Source organism: Vibrio sp. 10N.222.49.C9 (assembly GCF_041474985.1).
In the GTDB taxonomy this organism is placed as follows: Bacteria; Pseudomonadota; Gammaproteobacteria; order Enterobacterales; family Vibrionaceae; genus Vibrio; species Vibrio crassostreae_C.
This window is the reverse complement of the sequence record NZ_JBFRVD010000210.1, coordinates 1-309: the sequence shown is the minus strand read 5'-3', so window position 1 is coordinate 309 and position 309 is coordinate 1. Positions and strand designations below refer to the sequence as shown.

1 pseudogene is annotated in these 309 nt (G+C 43.0%); it reads right to left on the bottom strand.

Annotated elements, in window-relative coordinates:
• Positions 1-309: pseudogene (locus tag AB4585_RS22795) on the bottom strand (LysR family transcriptional regulator); the annotation flags it as partial.

Below are 309 nucleotides of genomic sequence, written 5' to 3'. Positions count from 1 at the left end.
GCTCACGCTATACACTTCTTTGATTAACTCTCTGAACCAAGTGCACATACCATCGTTTTGAAAGCGTTTGTGCCAATACACATAGACCTGCTCTTTGTCTGAGCGTATATCTTCAGGCACCTCTTTTAGAATCAGCTTTCCAGTCTTGGCAACTTGCTTAGCGTAGGGAGTCGGTAAATGGAAGATGACATCACTACTTTCTGCAATAGAGGCGGCAAGGTTAAAATTGGTTAAAGAAATAGGCACATTCAGAGACTCGTCTCGTCCTAGGTAACCCTTTTCTCTCAATCGAGTTTGCAGATTAAAGCG